We start from the raw sequence: 19,217 nt of genomic DNA, 5'->3' as shown, positions 1-19,217 counted from the left end.
TAACACACTGATTTTTATAGCACCGCTCGACAGCCTTGCTTGCGTTAAACAGGATGTCGGCGTGTAAGAGGTTGTCGCTATGATCACACACATTAGTCCGATTGGAACGATGGATCTGCTTTCTCAAATCGAGGTCGATCGTTTAAAAGCCAGCGCCAGCAGTGATCTGTACCGCTTATACCGCAACTGCTCATTGGCCGTTTTAAATTCAGGCAGCCATACAGACAGCTCCAAAGCACTTCTCGAAAAGCACGCCAACTTTGAAATTCGCGTGTTACGCCGAGAGCGGGGGATCAAACTCGAGCTGGTTAACCCACCCGATCATGCCTTTGTCGACGGCAAGATCATTCGCGGCATTCAAGAACATATGTTCTCTGTCCTCCGCGACATTATTCACGTTAATGTGCAGCTCGAGCATAGTCCTGCCCTCAACCTCGATAGCTCACCGCATATCACTAACTTAATATTCGGTATATTGCGTAATGCGAAAACGCTCCGTCCACGGGTCGATCCTAATTTAGTGGTTTGCTGGGGGGGGCATTCAATCAACGACATCGAATATCAATACACGCGTGAAGTGGGTCATGAGCTTGGTCTGCGTGAACTAGATATTTGTACGGGGTGTGGCCCTGGTGCGATGGAGGGGCCAATGAAAGGCGCAGCCATCGGCCATGCCAAGCAGCGCACGTATGACAGCCGCTTTATTGGCTTAACCGAGCCCTCTATTATCGCTGCTGAGCCGCCGAACCCTATGGTTAACGAGCTGGTGATCATGCCCGATATTGAAAAGCGCCTAGAGGCATTTGTCCGTATCGCGCATGGGATTGTCATTTTCCCAGGTGGCGCAGGGACAGCGGAAGAGCTGCTGTATATTCTTGGCATCATGATGCACCCTGATAACCGCTCACAGCCTTTGCCTATCGTGTTAACCGGCCCGAAAGAAAGTGAAGATTACTTTCGCGATATCGATGCCTTTATTCGTGATGTATTGGGCGAGGAAGCCACCCAATATTATGAAATCGTGATTGACGATCCAGCCAAAGCCGCACGATTAATGAAAAATGCCATGCCTGCCGTCAAAGAGCATCGCAAAGCCACCGGCGATGCCTACTCGTACAATTGGTCATTAAAAATCGAGCCGGATTTCCAACATCCCTTCGCACCAACACATGACAATATGGCTAATCTTAACTTGCACATGGATCAGCGCCCAGAGTTGCTCGCTTCCGCGTTACGTCAAGCATTCTCGGGCATTGTGGCGGGGAATGTGAAAGACGAGGGAATGCGCAATATCGAGCAACATGGCCCGTTTAAAATCGATGGTGACAAATATTTGATGGAAAAAATGGACAAACTATTACAAAGCTTCGTCGACCAACAACGGATGAAGCTGCCAGGCACCGCCTATGTGCCGTGCTACGAGATTGTCTCCTAACCCAAATACGCGCACTGAGCCGGCGAGTAATCAATAACCTGCATTGCGCACACTGCGTTATGCCACCAACACAGGTATAATGCGCGGCTCATGCTGCGCGTTATTACTGGTTTTTATTATGTCTAGCCTCCATGTTGTCATTATCGATGCAATGAACCTCATTCGCCGTGTCCACGCGGCTCAGCCTGAGGGCGATGCCATCGACATCACGGTGAATGCCTGCATCAAAACCCTCAATAAAATCATCAATCATAGCCAACCGAGCCATATTGTTGCTGTTTTTGATCATATGGGCAGTGATCGTGGCTGGCGCGCAGAGATCCTGCCGGCATACAAACAGCACCGTAAACCGATGCCTACGGTGCTCGAACATGGGTTAGATGCGATTCAAGATGCATTTTGGCAGCACGGCGTTGATTCGTTGCTTTCTCAGGGCGATGAAGCTGACGACATGATTGCCACTTTGGCTTTAAAGGTGGCAGAACATCAGCAACAAGTGACCATAGTGTCGACCGATAAAGGCTACTGTCAGCTTTTGCAACCGATGATTAGGATCCGCGATTATTTTCAGCAGCGCTGGCTAGATCTCGCCTTCGTCCAAGCGCAATTCGGCGTTCGTCCGGACCAGCTTTGCGATTTTTGGGGGCTCGCGGGGATCAGCAGCAGTGAGATCAGTGGCGTACCCGGGATTGGCCCCAAAACGGCCACCAGCCTGCTGAGCGATTATGCTGATATCGATGCTATTTTTGCTGCGGACGATCTCGCACCAAAGTGGCAGAAAAAACTCACCGGCCATTATGAATTGGCGCAACAATGTAAACAGGTCGCACAACTGAAAACGGATATCCCACTCGGCTTTAACTTGCAAGATATCCGTTTTGACTCCGTCAGCCAGAGCCAATCTTCGTAAATCAGTGCGTCACACACCTAGTGACTCTCGGTTAACGTTGGCGTTTAACCCGCCGTAAATGCACCGTGATTTCCTCGCGATCATGGTACAGATGCTTCGCGCGCATTTCATACGCCACGTTGTAGTCATCAAGAAAGGCGCCTAGGGTGTCGAGGTTCTCCGTCACCTGCTCATAGCGGCGGCTCATCGGCAATTTCAAATTAAATATTGCCTCTTTCGCCCACCCTTCAATCAGCCACTCACCCATCAATTGGGCTACACGAGAAGGCTTTTCAATCATATCGCATACCAGCCAAGTGACATTCTTACGCGTCGGCTCGAACTTAAATCCATCTTCAGCGTGGTGAAAGACTTGTCCGGTTTCCATCAATTGCTCATCCATTGCGCCGTTATCGACCGCGTGGACAAACATCGAGCGTTTAACCAACTGATAGGTCCAGCCTCCAGGGCTCGCCCCTAAGTCGACCGCCCACATGCCAGGCGCTAAACGCGTCTCCCATTCTTGCTTGGGAATAAAGTGATGAAACGCCTCTTCCAACTTTAAGGTCGATCGGCTCGGCGCATCAGCAGGAAACTTCATTCGCGGCAACCCCATATAATGCGGGGAGTTATTGGTTGTCAGAGAGTAGCCAATCAAGCAGGTGCCTGGGGCGGTAAAACACAGATGGATCACCGGCTTTTTGGGGTTATCTTTTGCAAGCAGTACCCCTTTTTTACGTAAGGCTTGGCGCAATGGCACGGTGAATTTACGACAAAACTTCAACAGGGCTTTCGCTTCGTCATTATCTGGGGTTTCCACCCGTAGGTCGCCGCCTTTGGGTAAGTGCTCGCCCACCGCCAAAATCGGTGAAATACGATCGTCAGGGTCAAGCTCAGAAAGAGAGGCGGTGATAGCGATCATTTGCCGGGCAAAAATCAGTGAGTCTAGCGGGAGATCACGCACAACACGCTCGGCATCGCCCTCTTGATAACACTCAAACAGGACATACGCACTATGATTAACCACGCGCGGGAACCCATATACCCCCATGTCGGTGGTTTTTTGTTGGATCTCTGCGGCACAGTCTTTCTCAAACCCCGCACGACAATAAAGCAGAACCTGATTCATAACACCCTCTGGCTCGAACATATCACCACGCTGTGTGGCGGTAAAAATAAGCTGCGCATTATATCTGCCATCCAGACCAGAAAGAAATGCCCGCAAGGCTTTTATTCATGTAGACAGACTCAGCGCTGATAAGAACGCCAAGCCCCTATTGCGAGTCCTACCCAGCCGATCAGAAAGCTCACACCGCCCATGGGTGTAATGGGTCCAAGCCAATACCAAGATGTCAGCGCCAGGAGGTATAAGCTACCACTAAACGCCACCACACCGATAAGCCAGGCCCAAGCCACAATGGCAAAACAGCGAGAAGAAAGCTGAGAGGCGACACCGCAAATCCCCAATAACGCAAGACTGTGCCACATTTGGTAGTTAACGCCCGTTTTAAAAATGGCTAACTGGTAGTCTGATAGCACCGCTTTGAGTCCATGCGCGGCAAAGGCGCCTAGCCCTACCGCTAACCCTGCACCGATCGCCGCCACACTCACCCAATGATGTAACTTCATCCTTGCTCACCTTGTTGTTTAATAAACTGGTATAGGCTATCCACCGCCCACTGGCGATTATCTGACTCTGTATACCCTGAGGCTTTACGGGGCTTCAAACTATGATCACCATCCGGTGCGATGACCACCTCAATCGATGGCGATAAAGAATAACTTTTGATTTCTTCTTCACGGCCAAAGGTGTCACGTGCACCTTGTACAATCAGCAGTGGACGCTCCACGGACGCCAAATGCTCACCTTTATACTTTTCTGGCTTCCCTGGCGGATGGAATGGAAAGCCAAAGCAAATAACCCCGCTGACGGAGCCGTGATCCGTCAAATGGCTCGCCATACGTCCCCCCATTGATTTACCCGCTAACCATAATCGGCTACCGGCTGGCCTTACGTCATCCACGTGCTCAATCACAGATTCAAAATGGGCAAGCAGTTTTGGGGCGCGATCGGGCGGGCGCTTTTTACCTTCTTGTTCGCGCTTACCCATATAGGGAAAGTTAAATCGCACCACTTTGCAGTGTTTCCCTATCCGCGCGGCCATATCAGCCATGAACTCGTGATCCTTTCCAGCGCCCGCCCCATGGGCAAAAATCACCCAGTCTGTTGCCGTTTCTGGCCCGTCAATATTTAAACCTGTCATAAATTCATGTTCTCTTGTTCTTTCGCTGCCGTCGCCAACATCCATTCTCGGAACGCGGTGATACGTCCAGTGTCCGCATCACGCTGCTGGCTGACCAAGTAGAAACCGTTATCGCTTTTTAATACTTGCTCGAAAGGCTGCACCAAGCGTCCAGATGCTAGCTCTGGTTGAGAAAGCACATTGTTTCCTAGTGCGACCCCTTGCCCATGTGCCGCCGCCTGCAACACCATGGATGAGTGACTAAAAATCGGCCCATGCTCAACATTCACCTCGCTGAGTTGATGGGCTTTTGCAAAGGCTTTCCATTCTTTACGCGAGCGGTCATGCAATAAAACATGATGAACCAAATCATCTGGAGTTTTTAGCGGCTGCCCAGACTCCAGTAGCAGTGGCGAACATACAGGCAGCAAGCATTCTTGATACAAAAGATCACAGCGTAATCCCGACCAGTGACCTCGGCCATAGTAAATGGCAACATCGACATCATCGGTCAGAGACCCTTCTTCCAAATCAACCGCTTTTATCCGAACATCAATATCAGGGTGCGCGGTATTAAAATCAGCTAATCGAGGTACTAGCCACTGAATCGCAAAACTGGGCGGCAAACTAATCGTCAGCGCCCCTTTGGCACTGCGCTCCAGCACTTTATCCGTCGCATAGGAAAGCTCAGAGAAAATATCTTTTATATCAAGAAAATACCCTTGTCCTTCTTCGGTCAATAGTAACGAACGATTACGCCGGCGAAACAGCTTCAAACCGAGAAACTCTTCTAATGCCTTGATTTGATGACTAACGGCCGCTTGAGTGACAAACAGCTCTTCTGCCGCTCGTGTAAAGCTCAAATGTCGTGCGGCTGCTTCAAACACACGCAGCGCGTTGAGTGGAGGAAGACGCCTCGCCATATTGCTGACACCTCTATGCATTAATTTTTCTAATCATTGGCATTATAAATTGTCGATTGCTGATATACCAGCAAACTCCTATAGTGCTCCCCGCATCCACTTGTGACGTCTCTCTATTTAGACTGTTTCCGTGGTTGCGATGTTGTGTTTGCATTTGTCTAACACTGGTTAGACAGGTAGTCGTATCTACCACTTTTAACTTCCTGTATTTTGACATTGTCTGTCATTACATATTTGTTGGCACTGAGCCTCGCTCAGTGCTTTTTTTTGTCTGTAATAAGGTGAGAGCCAACAACAGGCTTGAGTTACATCCACGAGATAGCGATCATAGACGGGATTTTATTTCGGACGATGACTATGACCGACGGTTTTGATCCCCATTCCCTACGCGCCCAGTTTCCCGCTTTCAATACGCCAGGCTGGGTATATCTAGACAGTGCCGCTACCGCCCAAAAGCCGCAGCCAGTGATTGATGCGATCAGTCGCAGCTATATGATGCCGGTTGCAAACGTCCATCGAGGCCAGCACCAAGCGTCCCTCTCCGCAACCGAACAGTTTGAGCAAGCGCGGCGAGATGTGGCACATTTTATCGGTGCCAACCCACACAATATCGTCTGGACCCGCGGCGCGACAGAAGCCATTAATCTGATCGCCTATGGCCTAAGCCACTCGCTTATCCCACAAGACGAGATCCTGGTTAGCGAAATGGAGCACCATGCCAACCTGATCCCTTGGCAATTGATGGCGCAACGCACTGGCGCTCAACTGGTAAAAATCCCCTGCTGCCCTCGCACGGGGACAATAGACATGAAGGTGTATCAGCAACGCTTAACCGCACGGACACGCATTGTTGCGATCAGTCATGTTAGCAATGTCACCGGCACCCGCCATCCTATCGAGGAAATGACCCAAGTTGCGCACAAATTTGGTGCAACCGTGATCATTGATGGCGCACAGGGCATCGTCCATGAACCTGTCTGTATGCAAACACTGGACACTGACTACTATGTTTTTTCTGGCCATAAACTTTATGGGCCCACAGGGATTGGTGTCTTGTATGGAAAACCAGAAGCGCTGAGCGCGCTCTCGCCTTTCCACGGGGGCGGGAAGATGATCACAGACGTGTCGTTTGACCATCATACCCTCGCATCCATCCCCGCACGTTTTGAAGCAGGCACGCCTAACACCGCAGGCGCAATCGGCCTTGCCGCTGCCATTGATTGGCTCAAGCAGCAAGACAGCCAAGCAATAGACGCACATATAACAAGCTGTTACCAACAACTCATAGACGCTTTGCGCGCACGGCCACGCATTCGTTTGATCGCGCCACAGGCGACCAGCTCCATGGTCTCTTTTGTCGTTGGCGACGAGCATCATGCAGACGTGGCTGAATTATTGGCCCAACAAGGTATTGCCGTTCGCTCTGGCCATCATTGTGCCCATCCTTTTATTAAGGCGCTTGGTGTCGATGGCACCATCAGGGTCTCTTTAGCGGCCTATAATACATACCAGGACATCGCACAGTTTATTGCAGCATTAGATAAGACCCTGGATCTACTCGATATTTAATCATAAGGCAGGATAGACAATGGCGTTACCCCATCACCCTTTTGGCACCGAGCTTAACCAAACGACGGTCACCGAGATGCTCGCGCAACACACCAGCTGGGAAGATAAATACCGACAATTAATTTTGTGGGGAAAACGGCTGCCAACCTTTACCGATGCGCAAAAACAAACAGCAAACCAAGTGCACGGCTGTGAGAGTGCGGTTTGGTTTCTCCATCAGGCCGAGGGGGACACCCATTACTTTGCCGCCGACTCCAATGCCAGAATTGTTAAAGGTTTATTAGCGATCGTGCTTGCCTGTGTTCACGGCCAACACGGTAATGCCATTCACACCCTCGACATAGACCGCGTTTTCCAGCAAGCGGGACTGGCGCACCATTTAAGTGAGTCACGCACCAATGGCTTGCACGCCATCATTGAATACATTCATCAGATCACTCGTTAGCCCTTTGCACACGTGGTGGCCTGTCGCCACCGCGATCGCTCGCCACTCACCTCACAAGCAGTGTTTGTTTTTTGACCGCCATGACTATTTAACAAGGCATTACCAACCAAAAAGCCGCAAGTTACACCGCTAATGCAATCCATTTCATGGACTTAGCCGAGCACTGAGCAACTCGATGACAAACCCACAAAAAAAAACACAAAACAAACATACTATTAACAATTAATTGCAGTGTTTCCCTATTAGTTTGACCAAGATCTCGAATGCAGAACATCAGGTTTTTATACTTTGCGTATTTGTCTAGATTCGTTAGCTTAGAAGCAGGCAGTCATAAAAGGGTCACACCCATCCGTTAGGCTGCCTAACAATATCGGCAGATATGATAAGTTGATTTTTGGCACAACTATTGCTGCTGTGAGAAAAAGATGACTGTAATTCTGGTTTGAAGTGGTTCCAGATGCGGCTTCAGGCATCTCGTTTAGTTTGCTTGTTGTAGTGAATGGAGTCATAAATGAAAAAACTGGCATTAGTAACCGGCGCGAAAGGTGGGATCGGATCGGCAATTACCGAGAAATTGGTAGAAGACGGATATCGCGTCATCGCGACCCACTTTACAGGGGGAGCAGAGTGCGCCCAAGAGTGGTTTGACGAAAAGAAATTTAACCACGACCAAGTTCGTCTATTTGAGCTTGATGTCACCGACACCGAACAATGCGCCTCACGGATTGCTAAGCTTTTAGAAGAAGAAGGCACGGTGGATGTACTGGTAAACAATGCGGGGATTACCCGCGACAGTGTGTTCAAGAAAATGAATGCCTCACAATGGCATGATGTCATCAATACCAACCTCAACAGCCTCTTTAACGTCACTCAGCCCTTATTCGCCGCCATGTGCGAAAAAGGAGGAGGACGCATCATCAACATCTCATCGGTCAATGGCCAAAAAGGTCAGTTTGGTCAAGCCAACTATGCCGCCGCCAAGGCCGGTATGATGGGCTTTAGTAAGTCTCTCGCGGCAGAGGGAGCACGGGCCGGTGTCACTGTCAATGTTGTGGCGCCAGGCTATACCGCCACACCGATGGTTACCGCCATGCGCGACGATGTGTTGGAGTCAATCACCAGCCAGATCCCGATGAAGCGCTTGGCTAAGCCAGAAGAAATTGCAGCCTCAGTGGCTTACCTTGCCAGCGACGCAGGCGCTTACATTACGGGTGAGACGCTGTCGGTAAACGGCGGCCTCTACATGCAATAAATCAAGGAAAGATTGATGGAACGTATTTTTATCGTGGCGGCAAAACGTACCGCCATCGGTGCCTTTTCAGGCACACTCAAAGACGTCCCAACGGGGCAACTCGCCGCTTACGCCATTAAAGGTGCGCTGAGTGAAACATCGCTTGCCCCAACCGCGATTGATGAAGTCATCGTGGGTAACGTGGTCAGCGCAGGACAAGGAATGGGGATCGGTCGTCAGGCTGCGATTTACGCAGATATCCCGCCCCATGTTCCCGCCTATTCAATCAATATGGTCTGTGGCAGCGGCATGAAAAGCATCATGGATGCCGTGACGCACATCCGAGCTGGCGATGCGCAGGTTGTGGTCGCGGCTGGGGTTGAAAACATGTCACAAATCCCGTTTGCGGCAGCAGGCAACCTCCGCGATGGGCAGAAAATGGGCAATTTCGCCATGAAAGACTTGCTCATTAATGACGGCCTCACGGATGTGTACAACCAGTATCACATGGGAGTGACCGCGGAGAATGTCGCCAAAGAAGTCGGGATTACCCGTGAGCAACAAGATAGCTTTGCGCTTAGCAGCCAACAAAAAGCCGTTTCAGCGATTGAAGCAGGTCGATTTAAAGATGAAATCACTCCGATTGAGATAAAGCAGCGTAAGCAAACCGTGACGTTTGATACCGATGAGTACCCAAAAGCAGACGCCACGCTAGAGGGCCTCAGCAAGTTGCGCCCCGCCTTTGATAAAGAAGGCTCAGTAACGGCCGGTAATGCTTCCGGCATCAACGATGGCGCGAGTGCCGTGATCCTCGCGTCTGAGTCGGCAGTGAAAGAACACGGGCTAACCCCACTTGCAGAAGTTGCCGCCTACGCTCAGCACGGTGTCGATCCAAGCATTATGGGCTTAGGCCCTGTGGGAGCGGTCAATACGGCGTTGGAGAAAGCCAACCTGACCCTCGACAACATTGATTTACTTGAGCTTAACGAAGCATTTGCTGCACAAGCGCTGGGGGTCATACACCAACTGGCGGCGCACCATAAAACAACACCTGATGCGATATTGGCGCGTGCCAATGTCAACGGCGGTGCCATTGCACTCGGTCACCCACTCGGGGCATCAGGTAATCGGATTGTGGTGACCTTGCTACACGAGCTCGCGCGAAGAGGCGAAACCCACGGGGTTGCTTCTTTGTGTATTGGCGGCGGCATGGGTACAGCTTTAATTGTTAAGCGTACACAAGCATAAACGGACACTTGCGACCTTGGGTTAACAACCCATACACAACACTATCAGGAGATACACCATGTACACAGATATGTTTAAAGCGTTTTCTGAGCAATCTGAAAAAGCCCTGGCTCCCTACGTTAATTTCAACAAGTTGGTAGCCAAAAATGTTGAGACGCTGACTGAGCTACAAATGAATGCCATGCGCACCTATAGCGAACTCGGCCTAGAGCAGATGAAAGCAGCGAGCGAAGTGAAGGATGTCTCTAGCATGACGTCATTCAGCAGCCAGCAACTGGCCGCTTTGACCAAGCTGTCTCAGCAAATGATGGATGACAGCGCCAAGCTGCAAAACATCGCCAAAGAGTTTAAAGAAGATATCGACAAACTCACGGCTGAAAATATGAAAGCCGGCACCCCAGCATAAAGGCAGGGTTTTTGCACTAGTGCCTGCTGTCGCTGACAGCAGGCCTTTGTAGTGCTTATCCGATCAAGAGGGCAAGACTATGTTTCATCACTTCTTTTCGGACTACCTTGCCAGGCTGCAAGAACAAAACCAGCAATGGTGGCAGGATCTTGAGCAGGGCAAGGCAGCCGTAAACACACCGTTCAATCAAGCCATGCAGGAAGTCAGCCTGCAAGACACTGCTCAGTTGCTGGAAGGCGCGGCTCAACAACCCGCTGCACTTCTACAAGTGCAAATGCAGTGGTGGGAACAGCAAATGCAAATCTGGCAGAACGCCATGCTCGCGCGTGATAACACGGAAGAGGTAGTGAGCGAAGGCAGTGACGATAAACGTTTTAAGGATAAGGCTTGGCAGGAAGATGTCCTTTATAACTTTATCAAACAGTCTTATCTGCTGTTTGGACGTACCTATATGGAAACCATCGACGCCATTGAAGGCCTTGATGACAAAACCCGTGAACGTCTCTCATTTTTCTCACGGCAAGCGATTAACGCCATGGCCCCGAGTAACTATATTGCGACTAACCCTGAACTGCTCAAAATGACGCTGGAGTCTCAGGGTGAAAATCTACTGCGCGGCATGGAACAGCTTAAGCAGGATATGGAGTCTAGCGCGGATATTCTTAAAGTGCGCATGACCAATAATAACGCGTTTCGCGTGGGTGATGATGTCGCCAACACACCTGGCGACGTGGTGTATAAAAACGAGTTATTCGAACTCATTCAATATCGTCCGGTAACGGAAAAAGTATATACCACCCCCATCTTGGTCGTGCCTCCGTTCATTAACAAGTACTATATTCTCGACTTACGCGAGAAAAACTCACTGATTCGTTGGTTGGTTGAGCAAGGGCATACGGTATTCTTGATGTCGTGGCGTAACCCCTCTGCCGAACAAGCAGAGATTGGCTTCGAAGACTACGTGACCCAAGGCACCGTCAAGGCAGTCAGTGCTATCGAAGACATTACCGGTCAATCGCAGATTAACGGCGTTGGCTACTGTATTGGTGGGACCGTTTTAGCCTGTACCATCGCTTACTATGCGGCGAAGCGCATGAAAGCACGGATTAAATCGGCGAGTTTCTTCACCACCTTATTGGACTTCTCGCAGCCAGGGGAAATTGGTGCCTACATCAATGACAGCTTGATTCGAGCCATTGAAGCGCAAAATACGGCACGCGGCTACATGGATGGCCGTTCACTCAGCGTTACCTTTAGCTTATTGCGCGAGAACAGCTTGTACTGGAACTATTACATTGAGAATTACCTCAAAGGTAACAGTCCTGTCGACTTTGATTTGCTGTATTGGAACAGTGATAGCACCAACGTGGCCGCGAAGACACACAACTTTATCCTGCGCGATTTGTACCTTGAAAACAAACTGGTGCAAGACAAGGGAGTAAAAGTCGGCGGTGTCTGGATTGATCTGAATAAGATCAAGGTGCCGAGCTATTTCATCTCGACCAAAGAAGATCATATCGCCCTTTGGCAAGGGACCTATCGCGGTGCACTGAATGTTGGCGGCAATAAAACCTTTGTACTGGGCGAATCAGGGCATATTGCCGGTATCGTCAACCATCCCGTTAAGAAAAAATACGGTTTTTGGACCAATGATAGCCTGCCTGATAGTGCCGATGAGTGGCTCGATAATGCGTCACATCACACTGGCTCTTGGTGGACCCACTGGGAAAAATGGTTACGTAGCTATAGTCCGGAAGAGCAAGTGGAACCATACTCAATAGGGTCTGAGACCTATCCGGTTCTTTGTGCGGCGCCGGGTGAATACGTTCGTCAGGTTTTGCCGATTCACACAGAGGCTAAAACCGAACCTGAGCCTGAAGAAACCAACGCTTAACCAGCTATCTCAATAATAAGAATGGCGGCGCAATTGTGGCTCATAGAGTGCGACGGCGCCGCTTTTTTTCTCCTGCTATACTCATCTCATAGTCACGAGAACGCTCAGGAGGCAGTATGAGACTGATGGTGCGATGGGGAGGTGTATTGTTGCTGATCCTCCCAATGCTCACACATGCGCAATCAATCCGCCTGACATCAGGTGAGTACCCTCCTTTTATTTCACAACATCTCCCCAACCAAGGCCCATTAACTGAAATTATTGTGTTGGCCGCCGAAGAAGCAAACCTCGATATAACGTTTGGTTATTTTCCTTGGCATGAGTCGATGGCACTGGCTCAGCAAGGTCAGTGGAACGGTACGGTTGGATGGGCTTTCACCAAAGAGCGCGCACTGGATTTTATCTATTCAGATGCAATATATACCGAAAGTGCTGTCTTCTTTCATCGCAAAGATAAAGCGTTTAATTGGTCAAAGCCCGAGGATTTAGCCGGCCTTGCGGTCGGTGTTGGCCTAGGATATATCGACGTCAATACACTGACCCAGTTGCAAAAATCCGGTATCGATGTGAAGTTACAAGAGTTTGAAACAGAAGAGGACCAAGTTCACGCCTTATTGAATAATCAGATTGATATTGCGCTAGGCAACAAAGATGTTTTGCTCTACATCATTAAAACGACGCTCAGTGCAGAGCAAACTCGTCAGTTGACGTACCATCCCCATCCCTTTCGCGTTACTCCCTTACATGTGCTGTTTAGTCGTAAGATTAAACAAGCGTACGATCATTCTCGTGCATTCAACAAAGGGTTACGACGCATAAAAACGGATGGTCGCTATAAAGCAGTTTGGAATCAATTTCGACGGCAAAAGTTGCCTGAATAGGTTCAATTAAAGGCTCATCAATATGGGTTATGGTAGACGTCCGTTGACGCTGGAGTTGTTATGTGGCGATGGCTAATCATTTTATTCGCGTTCAGCCTCCCGGTGGTTGGTGTTGCCACGCCCAATTTAGTGCTGACGTCTGGCGAATACCAGCCGTTTATTTCCAATCAATTAGTACATCAAGGGGTGTTAGCGCATATCGTTAAAGAAGCTGGAAAGCGACAGGATATGGAGATAGAGATTGAGTTTATGCTTTGGCAGCAAGCGAAAGAAGAGGCACAAACGGGCAAAGCCCACGGTACGGTTGGCTGGGGCTACACCTCTAAACGTGAAAAAGACTTTATATACTCTGCGCCTATCTATACCGAAACCGTGGTGTTTTTTCACCTCAAAAACCGACACTTTGATTGGCAATCGTTGGCTAGCCTGAACGGCTTACGCGTTGGGATTAGCGAGAGCTATATAGAGGATGCCATGCTGGCAAACTTTAATCAGCAAGGTGGCGACGTGGTGGTTCGCCGCTACCCCAACGAAGTAGAAAAGCTGCGCAGCTTACTCACGGGCGACACGGATGTGATTATTGGTAACCAATATGTGGTGATGAACACCCTACGCACTGTGATGCCTGATGACACGCGTCAGCACATCACCTTTCACCCTAAACCGCTGCGTGTTACGCCCCTCCATGTTTTATTGAGTCGCCAACATCCTGATAGCGCACGCTGGGTAGCGCGATTAAACCGTGGTATTAATCAACTCAAAAACAGTGGCGATTACCAAAGAGCATGGACTGCGTTTCGCATGGGCGAATTTGGCGTACGCGCGCTCCCTTCAGAGTAAAGCAGGCTCAGCCAGCCTGCTCGCGACGCTGATCAGCCGCGATTAGCTTTTGTAAAATGCGCGAAACAGCGACGAAACCAAAACTCGCGGTCACCATGGTTGCCGCCCCAAAACCACTGGCACAATCCATGCGTTTGGGGCCTTCGGCTGACACTTTGCTTTCACAGACACTGCCATCAGGCTGAGGATATTTGAGCTGCTCGGTGGAATAAACACAATCAATGCCAAACTTACGCCCTTGGGTTTTCGTGAAACCATGAAAACGACGAAGGTTGTTACGCAGCTTCGCCGCGAGCGGATCTTGAATCGTTTTAGTCAAATCTGCCACTTGGATTTGAGTTGGATCGATTTGACCGCCTGCCCCTCCAACGGTCAACACCTTAATTTTATGCCGCTTGCAGTAAGCAAGTAACGCCGTTTTCGGTTTAATACTGTCAATCGCATCCAACACATAATCAAACCCAGAATGGATATAGTCAGCGAGGTTATCGGCACTAATAAAATCATCGACGACGGTGACCTGACACTCTGGGTTAATCTCCGTTAGGCGCGCAGCCATCACCTCGCTTTTACTTTGTCCGACGGTCTCTTTCAGTGCATGAATTTGGCGATTGGTGTTGGTGACACACACATCATCCATATCAATTAATGTGATGGCTCCAACCCCTGTGCGCGCTAACGATTCTGCCGCCCACGAGCCAACACCACCAATGCCAATCACACAGATGTGGCTTTGACTAAATACCTCGAGCGCACGCTGGCCGTAGAGCCTTGCGGTGCCACCAAAACGTTGCCAATAGGCATCTGATAACTGGCGTGTCATACCCGTCTCTTTGTTCATCAAACCGAGGGGCGTTATACCGACTTGCTCGATAATTGTCTAGCGGGATCCCGTGCAAAGCGGTCACTAAGCCACTGCACCACTTGGCTAACACCTGACGCTCGCTGCTTGTAGCTTGCACTGTAGAGGTAATAACCGTAGCCGCTATCAATGCCCAGCCCCAAAGGGTTAACCACTTTTCCTTGCCGTAAACTGGTTGTCGCCATAAAGGTAGGAATTAATGCCATCCCCATACCTTGCTGCACCCCCTCCAATGCCATAAAAAAGTGCTCAAACCCCGCGCCATACTGCGGGTTGCTATCCGTTAAGCCAAATTGCTGCCAAAAATGCTCCCACAGTGTCGGCCTAGTCAGATGAGAAAGCACCGGCACCGTGGCAAGTAGCGCGGCACGTTCAATGGGCTCAGGGACAATCGCGGCAGCGGCTAATAAAGCTAGGTGTTCATTAGCCAGGCAGATTGACTGGGAGCCTGCTTGTTGACGCGGCTGGCAACGAATGAGGATATCAACCTCTTTTTCTTTCCCTTGCGGGATAGAATCACTGGCGCTGACCGTCACCGATACCGACGGATAACGCGCCTTAAAGTCTTGCAGTTGCGGAATCAACCACAGACTGGCAAAAGATGGCGGCACCAGCAAGCTGACCGACTCTTGCTGGACACTCTGTTGACGCGCGTAAGCCGTGGCATTGGCGATTTCATGGATCCCTGAGGAGACCGATTGAAGATACGTCTCTCCAATCGCATTAAGCCCTACCCCATACGCGGTCCGCGCAAACAAAGGTTGTCCAATCCACTGCTCTAACTGTTGGATTTGTTTACTGATGGTACTTTGGCTGACATGCAATACCTTGGCCGCTTCCGAAAAGCTGCCTTGCTGGGCGACCACGACAAACGCTTGTAACGCTCGCATCGATGGCAAACGCGCTTCCATTCCCATTCCTTTTTTTCATACCTGGTGAAAATATATCCTTTGTCGCGCAAAATACAATCGGTTCATACTCATGGGCAAACGTCACTATGAGGCCATCGTATGAGCCACGTATTCCATCGCCACTGTCATCAAGCCCTTCCCACTATCGCCAGTGGTCAAGGGGTTTATTTAACGGATACCCAGGGTAAGCGGTATCTGGATGCGTGCGGAGGTGCAGCCGTTTCTTGTCTCGGACATAACCACCCAGCCGTGTTAGAGGCTATCCACCGTCAGCTTGATTCGATTCCCTATGCGCATACTGGCTTTTTTACCTCAGAAAGCAGTGAAGCGCTCGCCAATATATTAGCCGACCTCGCGCCTCCCTTGATTAATCGCGCTTACTTGGTCAGTGGTGGCTCAGAGGCGATGGAAACCGCATTAAAACTGGCACGCCAGTATTGGGTGGAAGTTGGTCAGCCGCAGCGCCAACACTTTATTGCTCGACGCCAAAGCTACCACGGCAACACGCTTGGCGCGCTATCCGTTGGAGGTAACGCATGGCGTCGTGCGCCCTTTGCGCCTTTGTTAATGGACACCAGTCTGATTGCTCCCTGTTACGCCTATCGCGATCAAGGTCCCGATGAGAGCGCTTACCAATATGGTCAGCGAGTGGCCAACGAGCTTGAAACCATGCTGTTAGAAAAAGGACCCGAAACCGTGATTGGCTTTATCGCTGAGCCCGTCGTCGGTGCCACTGCGGGCGCATTGACCGCCGAAACAGGCTACTTTACACGGATTCGAGAGATCTGCGACCAATACAACATTTTGCTGATCCTCGATGAAGTGATGTGCGGAACAGGACGCACCGGGCGCTTTTTCGCCTTTGAGCATGAACATATCGTTCCAGATATAGTCGCTATCGCGAAAGGGCTTGCTGCTGGTTATCAGCCTATTGGCGCGACGCTTGTGGCTGACCCTGTCTATAACGCAATCGCTCACGGCTCGGGTTTTTTCCAACATGGCCACACCTTTATGGCACATCCGACTACCTGTGCCGCTGCCTTAGCAACACTCACCACACTTGAGCAAGAAGGACTCGTTGACGCGGCGGAAAAACAAGGCAAGGCGCTTAAAACGGCGCTACATCATCAATTTGATTCATCCCCTTTTGTCGGCGACATCCGAGGTCGTGGTCTATTTTTGGCACTCGAGTTGGTCGCGGATAAAGAGACAAAGCAGCCTTTTTCGTCCACATTGCCGCTAGCGAAACAAATCAAACAAACCGCGCTGGAAAACGGCCTGATGTGCTATCCCATGGGCGGTACCATCGATGGCAAACAAGGTCACCATATTTTATTGGCGCCTCCCTACATCATTAAAGCGCCACATATTGATGAGATAGCCGACAAACTACGGATAACCCTAGACACCTGTCTGCCACACTAAGCAGTCAGTCTTGCGCTCAAACTAGGCTTAAGGAAAAAAGATGACCGATACACTCACCATCATGGTTGCTCCCAACGGCGCGCGGCTGCAGCCTTCGCAGCATAGCGCCGTCCCGATTGATGCACTATCACTGATTGACTGCCTGCACGCATGCGCTGACGCCGGTGCCGCCATGGCGCACATTCATGCACGCGATGAGTCTGGCGCGCATAGTTTGGACCCCACTCTCAATCGTCGGCTTTACCAGCAAGTCCAAGATGCGGTCGGTGATCGCATGGTCATCCAACTCACCACCGAAGCCGTGGGTCGCTATCGCCCGTCAGAGCAAATCGGATTAGTGAAGGCCGTTAAGCCTGAGGCCGTGTCCATTGCGCTAAGAGAACTAGTGCCTGACCGTTCCGAAACGACCGAAGCCAGAACATTTTTTGCATGGTTACATCACCATGCTGTTTACACACAGTTTATTCTCTATCACCCTCAAGATGTGGCGCGCTACCGTCAGCTACGTCACGCCGGCGTGATCCCTCCTACAGGGCACCATTTACTCTTGGTTGCGGGTCGGGATCAAAATCCCCCATTTGGCCACCCAGAAGACATCGTCGCCATGTGGCAAGCGCTCCCCGACCCTAACAACCTGCCCTGGTCAGCCTGTGCATTTGGCCACCATGAAATACGCTGTCTGACGACCGCTGCACTGCTAGGAGGAGACATACGAATCGGCTTTGAAAACAACACCCAACGCGTTGACCAACGTCAGGCCATAGATAACGCATCTCAGATCACAGATTTACGCAACACACTGGAAAAGCTGGGATATTGTACTAAACCTGTACAAGCACTAAGGCAAACCATGACCCAATCGTTTTAACCCAATACAATTGCTTGCAAATATTGTTAAAAGATTGAAAAAATAGCGTGGTGACACTTTTTTGTCATATTGTTATTGAGTGTCATACCAACTTCGAGGGTGCGCCCGGATAGCAACCTCTAACTTAAAAAGGAATCTTAAGCATGAAAGCGATGAAACCTACTCTGATTGCGCTCGGCTTTTCTGCCGCACTAGGAACCGCGGCAAGCGCGCAAGCTAACCAGTTTGTGACTATTGGTACTGGCGGTGTCACGGGTGTTTATTACCCAACAGGTGGTGCAATTTGCCGTCTGGTCAATAAAAGCAAAGATGACCATGGCATTCGCTGCTCGGTAGAAAGTACAGGCGGCTCAATCTACAACATCAACACCATTCGTGCTGGCGAGCTAGATATGGGTATCGCCCAATCTGACTGGCAATACCATGCTTACAAAGGCACTAGCAAATTTGAAGATCAGGGCGAATTTAAAGAACTTCGCGCCGTTTTCTCTATTCATCCAGAACCGTTTACCGTGGTAGCACGTGCCGATGCAGGCGTAAAAACCTTTGATGATCTGGAAGGCAAGCGCGTTAACATTGGTAACCCTGGCTCGGGCCAACGTGGCACCATCGAAGTATTGATGGATCAAATGGGTTGGGATATGGACAAGTTCGGCCAAATTTCTGAACTAAAAGCGGCCGAGCAATCCAAAGCCCTGTGTGATAACAAAATTGATGCCATGGTTTACACCGTGGGTCACCCAAGTGGTGCGATTCAAGAAGCGACCACCGCCTGTGATAGCGTATTGGTTGAAGTTGCGAATGATGCGGCTAAACAGCTGATTGAAGATCGTGACTATTATCGTCAAGCCATTATTCCTGGCGGTATGTACCGTGGCAACGACAACGACGTCACCACCTTTGGTGTGGGTGCGACCTTCGTCTCTTCCACACAAGTTCCTGAGGATGTGATCTATAACGTGGTGAAAGCGGTGTTTGAGAACTTTGACGACTTCCGCCGTCTCCACCCTGCATTCGCTAACCTGAAGAAAGAAGAGATGGTAAAAGACGGCCTGTCTGCTCCCCTTCACCCAGGTGCGGCGCGCTACTATCGTGAAGCCGGGTTAATTGAATAAGTCATCTCCCGCTTACCAAAAAGCGAGCGTTC

The 19,217-nt window shown here is 50.2% G+C and carries 19 protein-coding genes; 13 read left to right on the top strand and 6 right to left on the bottom strand.

Annotated elements, in window-relative coordinates; all coding sequences use genetic code 11:
- Positions 1–79: 79 nt before the first annotated feature.
- Together ppnN and xni are read left to right on the top strand one after the other, a co-directional pair.
- Positions 80–1,435, top strand: coding sequence for a nucleotide 5'-monophosphate nucleosidase PpnN (ppnN, locus tag BGL48_RS15710; RefSeq protein ID WP_069363524.1), 1,356 nt, complete (start codon positions 80–82; stop codon positions 1,433–1,435).
- 118 nt (positions 1,436–1,553) lie between these two features.
- A complete protein-coding gene (xni, locus tag BGL48_RS15705) occupies positions 1,554–2,345 on the top strand; it encodes a flap endonuclease Xni (RefSeq protein ID WP_141698108.1) in 792 nt (263 codons plus the stop codon).
- Between the two features lie 31 nt (positions 2,346–2,376).
- On the opposite strand, the gene rlmM is transcribed toward xni, so the two are convergent.
- The 4 genes from rlmM to BGL48_RS15685 all read right to left on the bottom strand — a co-directional run bounded on the left by rlmM (position 2,377) and on the right by BGL48_RS15685 (position 5,490).
- The gene (gene rlmM / locus BGL48_RS15700; RefSeq protein WP_069363578.1) at positions 2,377–3,453 is read right to left on the bottom strand and encodes a 23S rRNA (cytidine(2498)-2'-O)-methyltransferase RlmM; all 1,077 of its coding nucleotides are present in this window, start codon (positions 3,451–3,453) and stop codon (positions 2,377–2,379) included.
- A 119-nt stretch (positions 3,454–3,572) separates the two neighbouring features.
- Positions 3,573–3,953, bottom strand: a complete 381-nt coding sequence (locus BGL48_RS15695; protein ID WP_069363522.1) for a DUF423 domain-containing protein — start codon at positions 3,951–3,953, stop codon at positions 3,573–3,575.
- The gene (locus tag BGL48_RS15690) at positions 3,950–4,588 is read right to left on the bottom strand and encodes an alpha/beta fold hydrolase (protein ID WP_069363521.1); all 639 of its coding nucleotides are present in this window, start codon (positions 4,586–4,588) and stop codon (positions 3,950–3,952) included. The genes BGL48_RS15695 and BGL48_RS15690 overlap by 4 nt, the downstream gene beginning before the upstream one ends.
- Entirely contained in the window at positions 4,585–5,490 is a 906-nt protein-coding gene (locus BGL48_RS15685) for a transcriptional regulator GcvA (RefSeq protein WP_069363520.1), read from the bottom strand. The genes BGL48_RS15690 and BGL48_RS15685 overlap by 4 nt, the downstream gene beginning before the upstream one ends.
- Before the next feature lie 357 nt (positions 5,491–5,847).
- Here BGL48_RS15685 and BGL48_RS15680 point away from each other — a divergent pair, with 357 nt between their 5' ends.
- The 8 genes from BGL48_RS15680 to BGL48_RS15645 all read left to right on the top strand — a co-directional run bounded on the left by BGL48_RS15680 (position 5,848) and on the right by BGL48_RS15645 (position 14,004).
- Positions 5,848–7,059: an aminotransferase class V-fold PLP-dependent enzyme gene (locus BGL48_RS15680; protein ID WP_069363519.1), complete on the top strand. Its 1,212-nt coding sequence runs from the start codon at positions 5,848–5,850 to the stop codon at positions 7,057–7,059.
- A 19-nt stretch (positions 7,060–7,078) separates the two neighbouring features.
- Positions 7,079–7,504 (top strand): cysteine desulfurase sulfur acceptor subunit CsdE, encoded by a 426-nt coding sequence (gene csdE / locus BGL48_RS15675; protein ID WP_069363518.1) that lies wholly within the window; start codon positions 7,079–7,081, stop codon positions 7,502–7,504.
- Positions 7,505–8,015: 511 nt separating this feature from the next.
- Positions 8,016–8,756: an SDR family oxidoreductase gene (locus BGL48_RS15670; protein WP_069363517.1), complete on the top strand. Its 741-nt coding sequence runs from the start codon at positions 8,016–8,018 to the stop codon at positions 8,754–8,756.
- Positions 8,757–8,771: 15 nt separating this feature from the next.
- On the top strand, positions 8,772–9,983 hold the full coding sequence (locus BGL48_RS15665; RefSeq protein WP_069363516.1) for an acetyl-CoA C-acetyltransferase: 1,212 nt from the start codon (positions 8,772–8,774) through the stop codon (positions 9,981–9,983).
- Between the two features lie 58 nt (positions 9,984–10,041).
- The gene (locus tag BGL48_RS15660; protein ID WP_046074153.1) at positions 10,042–10,389 is read left to right on the top strand and encodes a phasin family protein; all 348 of its coding nucleotides are present in this window, start codon (positions 10,042–10,044) and stop codon (positions 10,387–10,389) included.
- A gap of 79 nt (positions 10,390–10,468) precedes the next feature.
- A complete protein-coding gene (phaC, locus tag BGL48_RS15655) occupies positions 10,469–12,283 on the top strand; it encodes a class I poly(R)-hydroxyalkanoic acid synthase (RefSeq protein WP_069363515.1) in 1,815 nt (604 codons plus the stop codon).
- Positions 12,284–12,399: 116 nt separating this feature from the next.
- Positions 12,400–13,164, top strand: a complete 765-nt coding sequence (locus tag BGL48_RS15650) for a substrate-binding periplasmic protein (RefSeq protein WP_069363514.1) — start codon at positions 12,400–12,402, stop codon at positions 13,162–13,164.
- A gap of 60 nt (positions 13,165–13,224) precedes the next feature.
- Positions 13,225–14,004, top strand: a complete 780-nt coding sequence (locus tag BGL48_RS15645; RefSeq protein ID WP_069363513.1) for a substrate-binding periplasmic protein — start codon at positions 13,225–13,227, stop codon at positions 14,002–14,004.
- Positions 14,005–14,011: 7 nt separating this feature from the next.
- On the opposite strand, the gene tcdA is transcribed toward BGL48_RS15645, so the two are convergent.
- Together tcdA and BGL48_RS15635 are read right to left on the bottom strand one after the other, a co-directional pair.
- Positions 14,012–14,827, bottom strand: a complete 816-nt coding sequence (gene tcdA, locus BGL48_RS15640; RefSeq protein WP_069363512.1) for a tRNA cyclic N6-threonylcarbamoyladenosine(37) synthase TcdA — start codon at positions 14,825–14,827, stop codon at positions 14,012–14,014.
- Between the two features lie 32 nt (positions 14,828–14,859).
- Positions 14,860–15,777, bottom strand: coding sequence for a LysR substrate-binding domain-containing protein (locus BGL48_RS15635; RefSeq protein WP_069363511.1), 918 nt, complete (start codon positions 15,775–15,777; stop codon positions 14,860–14,862).
- Positions 15,778–15,876: 99 nt separating this feature from the next.
- On the opposite strand from BGL48_RS15635, the gene BGL48_RS15630 reads away from it, so the two are divergent.
- The 3 genes from BGL48_RS15630 to BGL48_RS15620 all read left to right on the top strand — a co-directional run bounded on the left by BGL48_RS15630 (position 15,877) and on the right by BGL48_RS15620 (position 19,185).
- The gene (locus tag BGL48_RS15630; protein WP_069363510.1) at positions 15,877–17,202 is read left to right on the top strand and encodes an aspartate aminotransferase family protein; all 1,326 of its coding nucleotides are present in this window, start codon (positions 15,877–15,879) and stop codon (positions 17,200–17,202) included.
- Positions 17,203–17,242: 40 nt separating this feature from the next.
- Positions 17,243–18,070 (top strand): 3-keto-5-aminohexanoate cleavage protein, encoded by an 828-nt coding sequence (locus BGL48_RS15625; protein ID WP_069363509.1) that lies wholly within the window; start codon positions 17,243–17,245, stop codon positions 18,068–18,070.
- Positions 18,071–18,213: 143 nt separating this feature from the next.
- Positions 18,214–19,185 carry a TAXI family TRAP transporter solute-binding subunit gene (locus BGL48_RS15620; RefSeq protein WP_069363508.1) on the top strand — a complete coding sequence of 324 codons (972 nt, stop codon included), beginning with the start codon at positions 18,214–18,216 and terminating at the stop codon, positions 19,183–19,185.
- Positions 19,186–19,217 lie beyond the last annotated feature (32 nt).

This window comes from Salinivibrio sp. SS3 (assembly GCF_001722105.1).
In the GTDB taxonomy this organism is placed as follows: domain Bacteria; phylum Pseudomonadota; class Gammaproteobacteria; order Enterobacterales; family Vibrionaceae; genus Salinivibrio; species Salinivibrio kushneri.
Note: the sequence above shows the minus strand (reverse complement) of the source record. Positions and strands in the feature narration are given on the sequence as shown.